The organism is Kitasatospora sp. NPDC054768 (genome assembly GCF_053612025.1).
On record NZ_JBSHBN010000006.1, the window covers coordinates 105577 to 113877 of the forward strand.

The following is an 8301-nucleotide window of genomic DNA, read 5'->3' on the forward strand; positions in this document are numbered from 1 at the left end:
GTGTACGAGTTGACGGGGCCGCGGCTGCTGTCGTTCGCGGACGTGGCGGTGGAGTTGTCGGGGGCGACGGGGCGTGAGGTGCGGTTCGAGGCGGTGTCGGAGGAGGCGTACCGGGGGGTGCTGGAGGCGGCGGGGCTGCCGGCGGACTTCGCGGAGCTGTTCTCGGTGATCCTGGACGGCCGCAACGCCTCGCTGGGCGACGGTGTGCGGCGTGCGCTGGGGCGTGAGCCGCGGGACTTCGCCGACTACGCCCGCGAGGCCGCCGCCTCCGGCGTGTGGAACGCGTGACCATCCGGAAGGGCAACACCTGCCGTCCGTACGGCAGTTCAGTAGATCGTCGGTGCCGGGCGGCACCGACCCCCTGACCAGCACCCGGCCGCGGCCGGGAGCGGTGAGGAGGCCGGCGGCCCGGACACCGGGAGAGTCCCCGCACCGGGCGGGGACCGGGGAGACCGAAGGAATACCCATGCGCTCGAACCAGACCGCGACCCCTGCTTCCTACACCGCTGCGCAGTCCTTCACCGGCCTCGCGCCGGGCGGCACGGCCCCGGCCGTGCCCGGCACCCGGAGCAAGGCCGCCGGCCCGCTCCTGGTGGGCGCCACCATCGCGATGGGCCTGATGGCCGGACTGTTCTTCGCCTTCGACGTCTCGGTGATGCCGGGCCTCGCGGAGGGCGACGACGGTACCTACGTGACGGCGATGCAGCACATCAACAAGTCGATCGACGGGAACGGGCTGTTCGGCCTGGTCTTCATCGGCGCCTTCCTCGCCACCGGCATCGCCGCCTGGCTCCAGCACAAGGCCGGCCGGCGGCAGGCGGCGCTCTGGGCGGCGGCCGCGACGCTGCTGTACGTGGTGGCGCTGATCGTCACCATGGGCGTCAACATCCCGCTCAACAACGAGTTGGCGGCGGCCGGCGACGTGGCGCAGATCCACGACCTCGCCGCCGTGCGGGCCAAGTTCGCGGACACCTGGGTCCCGGTCAACATGCTCCGCACCGCGCTCTGCGCCGGCGGCCTGCTCGCCCTGACCCGCTCGCTGGTGCTGCACGGCCGCGCCGGGCGCTGAACGCCGGCCACGCACAGGGCCTCCGACGGATCCCGTCGGGGGCCTTCGGCCTGCCGACGGGCAACTGTCGCCCGGCAGCCGCCACCCGGCGCCCGGCTGGCTGATTCCGTTCGCTCGCGACCGACGAAGGGTCGCGGCGGACGGGCCCGCGGGCGCAGACTGGCCGGTGCACGGGAGTTCCGACCGCAGGGGGCAGGCATGTCCGTACCACCCGTCAGGCGCAGGGCAGTTGGCAGGTTCCGGACCGCGATCGGCGCACTGGTCGTCGCCCTGGCGGCGGGAGCGGCGGTCACCCTGCCGGCCGCCGAGGCGCAGGCGGCCGGCGCCAAGGGCGGCAAGGTGGTCTACCTGACCTTCGACGACGGCCCCAGCCCCGCCTACACGTCCAAGGTCCTGGCGACGCTCGGCCGGTACGGGGTGCGCGCGACCTTCTTCGAGATCGGGCAGAACGTCTCCGCCCACCCCGCGGTGACCGCGCAGGTCGCCAAGCAGGGCCACAGCGTGCAGAACCACTCCTGGTCCCACCCGGACCTGAGCAGGCTGTCCGCGGCCGCGCTCAACGCGCAGGTGGCCGACACCGACAAGGTCATCCGCGCGCAGACCGGCCGTACCCCGAGCTGCCTGCGCCCGCCGTACGGCGCCGTCAACGGCACGGTGCGTTCGAAGGCCGCGGCACTCGGCAAGCAGGTCGTGCTCTGGTCGGTGGACCCGGCGGACTGGTCCCGCCCCGGCGTGGCCGCGATCAGGTCGCGGGTGCTGAACAACGTCCGTCCCGGTTCGGTGATCCTGCTGCACGACGGCGGCGGCGACCGCAGCCAGACGGTGGCCGCGCTGCCGGGGATCATCTCCACGCTCAAGGCGCGCGGGTACGGCTTCGCCACCCTCTGCGGCTGAGTCCGGTCAGCGGCAGAGGGTGGCGGCGGGCGGCGCGGCCGGGCCCGCCCGTCGAGCGGGTCCGGGCCCGGTCAGCTCTGCCCGTTGAGGACGAGTGCCCAGGCGAGGCAGGCCAGGGCGCCGGTCGACAGCAGGGCGCGCAGCACGTTGAAGCGCACCCAGCGCGCCTCGAAGCGGCTGCGCACCGCGGCCGGGTCGGCGATCCGCTGGGCCGACCCGGCGGCTTCGAGCTCGTCGTTCAGCGGGATGTTGACCGAGCGGGTGACCCCGATCATCGCGACGTACAGCACCAGCGCGGCGATGGTCGCGGGCAGGACGTCGTGCCCGTCCGAGGGCAGGTGCAGGGCGACCGCCGCCGCGGTGGCGAGCAGGGCGCCGACGAAGCCGAGGACGAACCAGCCGTTCAGGATCGCCTTGTTGACGCGCTGCATGACCTCGATGAAGGTGCGGTCGTCGACCCGCGCGAGTGCCGGCATGACCGAGCACGAGTAGCCGTAGAACAGTCCCGCGGTCAGTCCACAGGTGACCGTGGCCGCCACCAGGACGAGTGTGCGTGCCGTTTCCATCGTCGTGAGCCCCTCACTTCTCGCAGCCGGTGTCGCCGTGCCGCGGTCGCCGTGTTCCGGTCCGTACCCCCGTGCGCAGATCATCCGGCATTCGGGCGGTGCGAGCCACCTCGATCACTCAAGAGTCTCTCAAATGACGAAGCGTCAAATGATGTCCCGCCGTCTACACTTGGCGTCATGGACACTCTGACGGGACTCCTCGACGGCCCCAAGGCCCGTGGCGCGTTCCTGCTGCGCTCCATCCTCACCCCGCCGTGGTCGCTGCGGATCGAGGACCGGGCCCCGCTCTCGGTGGTGACGATGGTCCGCGGCGACGCCTGGATCCTGCCCGAGCGCGGCACCCCGCTGCTGCTGCACCCGGGTGACGTGGCGATCGTGCGCGGCCCGGAGCCGTACACCGTGGCGGACGACCCCGACACCCCGGTGGACGTGATCGTCGGCCCGGGCCAGGTCTGCACCAAGGGCGGGGTGGACGTCTCCGAGGTGATGTCGCTCGGCGTCCGGACCTGGGGTCAGGGTCGGGAGGGCGACCGGGCCTCCTCGGTGGTGCTCTCCGGCACCTACCAGGCCGAGCACGAGATCGGCCAGCGGCTGCTCGGCTGCCTGCCCGCACTGCTGGTCCGCCCGGCCGGCACCGGTGCCGACGACACCCTGGTGCACCTGCTGGCCGCCGAGATAGGGCGCAACGAGCCCGGCCAGGAGCTCGTCCTGGACCGCATCCTGGACCTCCTGGTGGTCTCCGTGCTGCGCGCCTGGCTGGCCGCCCCCGACTCCGGTGCCCCCGCCTGGTACCGCGCCCAGCACGACCAGGTGGTCGGCCCGGTGCTGCGGATGATGCACGACGACCCGGCCACCGCCTGGACGGTCGCCGAACTGGCCCAGCGGGTCGGGGTCTCCCGGGCCGGCCTGGCCCGCCGCTTCACCGCCCTGGTCGGGGAGCCCCCGATGGCGTACCTGGCGGGCTGGCGCCTGGCGGTCGCCGCCGACCTGCTGCGCGAGCCCGAGTGCACCGTCGCCTTCGCCGCCCGCAAGGTCGGCTACAGCAATGCCTTCGCCCTCTCGGCGGCCTTCAAGCGGGTGCGCGGCGTCAGCCCGCAGGAGCACCGCCGGACGGCGGCCACGGGCACCCCGTTGCAGCAGGCGGGCTTCTCGGGGCCGGCGGAGACGGTGATCCTGGCGGGCTGAGCGGGCTGAGCGGGGCGTTTCCATTTGCCTAATCCATTTAGGCAATCCCATACTGTCCGTAGACAGCCGACGCGACCGTACGGGAGAACACACATGGCAAGGGCAGGGCTGACCGTCGAACGCCTGGTCGTCGCGGGCGCCGAGCTCGCCGACCAGGTCGGCTTCGACCAGGTGACCGTCGCCGCGGTCGCCCGCGGCTTCGGCGTGCAGACGGCCAGCCTCTACTCCCACGTCAAGAGCTCCCACGACCTCAAGACCCGGATCGCCCTGTACGCCCTGGAGGAACTCGCCGACCTCGTCGCCGACGCCCTCGCCGGGCGGGCGGGCCGCGACGCCCTCGCCGCCTTCGCGGACGCCTACCGCGACTACGCGGCCCGCCACCCCGGCCGCTACGACGCCACCCGGCTGCGCCTGGACGCCGAGACGGCCGCCGCGAGCGCGGGCGTCCGGCACGCCCAGATGACCAGGGCGATCCTGCGCGGCTACGACCTGGGCGAACCGGAGCAGACCCACGCGGTGCGCATGCTCGGCAGCGTCTTCCACGGCTACATCAGCCTGGAGGCGGCCGGCGGCTTCAGCCACACCGCCGTCGACCCGCGACAGTCCTGGGACTGGATCATCGACTCCCTCGACGCCCTGCTGCGCGCCGGCGGGCCCCGTACGACCGGTTGATCCACCCCCTCCGCACGCCCCGACGAACCGAAGAGCAGCACCATGACGACGATCACCACCCCCGTCACCGAGGCCCTCCTCCACGGCCACCTCGACCTCGAACACACCGCCCGCGGCCTGCTGCCGCACCGCCTGCCCGCCGCCGCCCGCCGACGGATCCCCGACGAGCAGCTCGCGATGGCCGAGTCCCAGCCCTCCGGCGTCCGGCTCGCCTTCCGCACCCGCGCCACCACCGTCACGCTGCACGCCGTCCCCACCAAGCGCGCCTACCCGGGCGTCCCGAACGTCCCGGACGGCGTCCACGACCTCCTGGTGGACGGCCGGCTCACCGCGCAGAGCACCGTCCCCGGCGGCAACCTGCGCACCGTCGACCTCGCCACCGGCCGCTTCGAACTGACCGAAGGACCGTCCGGCAGCGCCCGGTTCACCGGCCTGCCGGAACGCGACAAGACCGTCGAGATCTGGCTCCCGCACACCGAGACCACCGAACTGATCGCCCTCGACACCGACGCCCCGATCGAGCCGATCCCCACCGGCAGCCGCAAGCACTGGCTGCACCACGGCAGTTCGATCAGCCACGGCTCCAACGCCGCCCACCCCACGGGTACTTGGCCCGCCCTGGTGGCCAACGGCGCCGGTCTGGACCTGACCAACCTCGGCTTCGGCGGCGGCGCCCTGCTCGACCCCTTCACCGCGCGCGCCATCCGCGACACCCCCGCGGACCTGATCAGCCTCAAGCTCGGCATCAACCTGGTGAACACCGACCTGATGCGGCTGCGCGCCTTCACCCCGGCCGTCCACGGCTTCCTGGACACCGTCCGGGACGGCCACCCGACCACACCGCTGCTGGTCGTCTCCCCGCTGCTCTGCCCGCTCCACGAAACCGTGCCGGGCCCGCTCGCCCCCGACTTCAGCAGCGGCACCCTGCGCTTCCGCGCCACCGGCGACCCCGCCGACGTGGCCGCCGGCCGGCTCACCCTCACCGTCATCCGCGCCGAACTGGCCCGCATCGTCGCCGAACGCCGGGCCGACGGCGACCAGCACCTGCACCACCTGGACGGCCTGGCCCTCTACGGCGACCACGACCACGACGCCCACCCGCTCCCCGACGGCCTCCACCCCTCCCCGGAGGCCCACCGCCTCATCGCGGAACGCTTCGCCGAGCTCGCCCTCGCCCCCGGAGGCGCCCTGGCACCGTGACCCGCCGCGGTCACCCTCCCGCCGGAGCGACACAGCGGACCAGTGGCCGCGGACCTACGAGCAGTGGCAGCAGCTCCACCGGGTGCGGCGGGCGACCTGGCTGTGCCGACGCTGCCGCGTCGTGTTCCTCCCCGCGGCGTCGTTCCGCCCCGACTCCGCCGGATCCTCCGCGCTTCCCGTGGCGCACTGTCCGCAGTGGTCGGTGGCCGTCGCGCGCCAGGGCGACCGCCCCGGCGCCCCGACCACGTCGGCCTGACCGCCCACCCGGCAGCCGGCTCCCCGGAGGCCGCCCGGCTCAGCCCGGCGGCACGGCCGCAGTGGGCCCCGGGACGGCGCGTGTCGCCGAATCACCGGCCCGGGTACGGCCCTTCCCCGCGCACCACCCGGAACGGAGTGAAACCCCCACAGCCCCGCCCCTCGTTCGGCACCGGCCGTACCGGTGCCGAGCAAGAGGCGGGGCGTGGACGGTCCACAGGCGGCAGGGCGTCTCATGCGGCGGCAGCCCGGGACGGCGGGAGCGCGAGCGCGGTGACCACCGTGCCGCGGTGCACACCCCAGCTGCCGGTGCGGACGGCCGGGTGGTGCGGATGCCGGGCCGCGAACGTACCGTCGGCGTACACGGCGACGGAGATGGCCGCGAGCGGCGCCCAGGTCCCCGTCAGTGGATGGACGGCCTTGTAGGCGGCCTCCTTGGCGCTGAACAGGACCGTGTCCCAGGGGGCCCGGCCCTCCGGCAGCACGGCCAGGGCGCTGCGCTCGGCCTCGCTGCTGACCAGCTGGAGCACACCCCGCGGGAGTGGCCGCGCGGGCTCGGCGTCGATCCCGAGCGAGGCCAGCTGCCCGGTGCCGGCGACGGCGCAGGCCGTGTAACCGTCCGTGTGGGTGATGCTGCCCGTGACGCCCGCCGGCCACCGGGGCGCCCCGCCCGGCCCGGGCAGCAGCGGCACCGGCGGATGCCCGAGAGCACCGAGCACCTGGCGGGCGAGCGTCCGGGCGGTGGCGAACTGCCGGCGGCGGCGCGGCGACCGGTCCCGGATGTACGCCGCCTCCGACGGCAGCAGCCGGCCCTCGGACGGGACGCCGAAAGCCTCGGCACAGTGGACGTGGGGCGGGAGCAGCGCGGCCAGGACGCCGGCCGGGGCGGTGGTGGTCACGGTCGTCAGCGGCCGGCCGCGACCAGCAGGTGGACGTGGTGCGCGATGTGCTGGGGAGTCTCCAGCGGCACCATGTGACCGGTGCCGGGAATCCGGTGCAGCTCGGCGTGCGGCAGCGCCGACGTGAGCTCCCGGCTGAACTCGGGCTTCACGATCTTGTCCTCGGTGCCGGTGATGACCGCGGTCGGCGCGGTGATCCCGGCCAGACCCGCGCGCTGGTCCATCTCCTGCGTCGACGCGAAGCACGCGGCCCGGGTCGCCGGCGACGTGGCGGCGAACAACCGGCGGTTGGCCTCCCGCGCCGACAGCGAAGCACCCGGCCCGTGCGTCCCACCGAGCAGCCGACGGCCCAGCCACGGCGTCCGCAGTGCCCGGCTGAACAGCTTCGACCCCATCATCCTGACCTCGCTCGCCGGCGTGCTCTGCCCGTGCGAGGCCGTCGACACGAGCACAAGACCCGCCAGCCGCCCGACACTTGCCCCGCCGTTCCCGGCCGGCAGCCCCGCCGCCCAGGCCAGCGCCGCGTACCCGCCGCCCGAGTGCCCCACCACCACGACCGGCCGCTCCGGCGTGGTGAGCGTCCCGACGACGGTGTCCAGGTCCCGCGCCAACCGCTCGATGCTGATCGGCTCCCGCCCGGACGTCGACGAGGCGTGACCGCGCTGGTCGTACGTGGCCACCGTGTGCCCGGCCGCCGCGAGCTGCTGCGCGGTGGCGTGCCAGACGGTCCGGGAGGCGGCCCAGCCGTGGACCAGCAACACCAGCGGCCGGCCCGGATCGGGCTCGCCCGGCTGGTGGACCGTGATGGCGAGGTGCGCGTGGTCGTCGGTCGTCGCGGTGTGGTCGGTGGTGGTGACGGCGTGCCGGGCGGGGAGCACGGGGATTTCGGTGACGGTCACTGGGGCCTCCTTCTCCGGTGGTGGTTCCTACTTCTGGTTGTCGAGGTGGCGGCGGAGGTTGCTGAGGGCGTGCTGGGTGGCGGTGGTGTGCTTGGTCGTGAGGTTCGTGAGCTTGTGGAAGAACTTGGCCAGGCCGTGCGGGTCGGTGGCGAAGGTGATCGTCAGCAGCGTCTGGGCGCCGTTGTTGTGGGGCGTGAGCCGATAGGTCGTCGTGCCCTGGAAGTGGCCGGTGTGGGACTGGGTGAGCTCGGCGTCCGGGACGACCTGCGTGGTGGTCGAGGTGAACCGCAGCTTGGGGCCGGGCTTTCCGACACCCGCCGGGTGGACGGTGGTCGTGGTGGTGCCGCCGGTCTGCTGCGGGCCGGTGGACCCGGGCCGGTGGGTGTTGTGCGGGTGCCACCACGTCGTCCTGCCGTTGAGCTCGTCGACGATGGCGTTCCAGACGGCGTGGGCGGGGTGGTTGAGGATGGTCCGGTCGGTGTGGTGAATGGCGCGCACGGGAAATCGGTCCTTTTGTTTGGTGGGTGTGGTGGGGGGGTTGGTGAGTTGTTGGGTTCTGTTTTTTGTTGTGGTGTGTGGTGTGTGGTGTGTTTTGGGGTTAGGGGAAGATGTTGTGGCCGGGGGTGAGGGTGTGGGTGGGGTCGTAGGTGTTTTTGGCGTTG

9 protein-coding genes and 1 pseudogene are annotated in these 8301 nt (G+C 73.5%); 6 read left to right on the forward strand and 4 right to left on the reverse strand.

Annotated elements, in window-relative coordinates; genetic code table 11:
- The 3 genes and pseudogenes from ACWGKU_RS03195 to ACWGKU_RS03205 all read left to right on the forward strand — a co-directional run.
- Positions 1 to 288 (forward strand): annotated as a pseudogene (locus ACWGKU_RS03195) (NmrA family transcriptional regulator); the annotation flags it as partial.
- A gap of 178 nt (positions 289 to 466) precedes the next feature.
- Positions 467 to 1069 carry an anthrone oxygenase family protein gene (locus ACWGKU_RS03200; RefSeq protein ID WP_452180906.1) on the forward strand — a complete coding sequence of 201 codons (603 nt, stop codon included), beginning with the start codon at positions 467 to 469 and terminating at the stop codon, positions 1067 to 1069.
- A 198-nt stretch (positions 1070 to 1267) separates the two neighbouring features.
- A complete protein-coding gene (locus ACWGKU_RS03205; RefSeq protein ID WP_452180907.1) occupies positions 1268 to 1963 on the forward strand; it encodes a polysaccharide deacetylase family protein in 696 nt (231 codons plus the stop codon).
- Between the two features lie 71 nt (positions 1964 to 2034).
- Here ACWGKU_RS03205 and ACWGKU_RS03210 read toward each other — a convergent pair whose 3' ends face one another.
- Positions 2035 to 2529, reverse strand: coding sequence for an anthrone oxygenase family protein (locus ACWGKU_RS03210; protein ID WP_380359050.1), 495 nt, complete (start codon positions 2527 to 2529; stop codon positions 2035 to 2037).
- A gap of 177 nt (positions 2530 to 2706) precedes the next feature.
- Between ACWGKU_RS03210 and ACWGKU_RS03215 the strand changes: the two genes are divergently transcribed.
- The 3 genes from ACWGKU_RS03215 (at position 2707) to ACWGKU_RS03225 (ending at position 5586) form a co-directional block, all read left to right on the forward strand.
- Positions 2707 to 3714: an AraC family transcriptional regulator gene (locus tag ACWGKU_RS03215; protein ID WP_452180908.1), complete on the forward strand. Its 1008-nt coding sequence runs from the start codon at positions 2707 to 2709 to the stop codon at positions 3712 to 3714.
- Positions 3715 to 3807: 93 nt separating this feature from the next.
- Positions 3808 to 4386 carry a TetR/AcrR family transcriptional regulator gene (locus ACWGKU_RS03220; protein WP_452180909.1) on the forward strand — a complete coding sequence of 193 codons (579 nt, stop codon included), beginning with the start codon at positions 3808 to 3810 and terminating at the stop codon, positions 4384 to 4386.
- A gap of 42 nt (positions 4387 to 4428) precedes the next feature.
- Positions 4429 to 5586 (forward strand): GDSL-type esterase/lipase family protein, encoded by a 1158-nt coding sequence (locus tag ACWGKU_RS03225; RefSeq protein WP_452180910.1) that lies wholly within the window; start codon positions 4429 to 4431, stop codon positions 5584 to 5586.
- 488 nt (positions 5587 to 6074) lie between these two features.
- Here ACWGKU_RS03225 and ACWGKU_RS03230 read toward each other — a convergent pair whose 3' ends face one another.
- From ACWGKU_RS03230 to ACWGKU_RS03240, 3 genes are read right to left on the reverse strand one after another with little or no spacing between them, the layout of a single operon-like run.
- Positions 6075 to 6740 (reverse strand): 4'-phosphopantetheinyl transferase family protein, encoded by a 666-nt coding sequence (locus ACWGKU_RS03230; RefSeq protein WP_452180911.1) that lies wholly within the window; start codon positions 6738 to 6740, stop codon positions 6075 to 6077.
- 5 nt (positions 6741 to 6745) lie between these two features.
- Complete coding sequence (locus ACWGKU_RS03235; RefSeq protein WP_401055046.1) at positions 6746 to 7639, reverse strand: alpha/beta fold hydrolase; 894 nt, start codon at positions 7637 to 7639, stop codon at positions 6746 to 6748.
- Between the two features lie 27 nt (positions 7640 to 7666).
- Complete coding sequence (locus ACWGKU_RS03240; protein ID WP_401055045.1) at positions 7667 to 8137, reverse strand: SRPBCC family protein; 471 nt, start codon at positions 8135 to 8137, stop codon at positions 7667 to 7669.
- Positions 8138 to 8301: the final 164 nt, after the last annotated feature.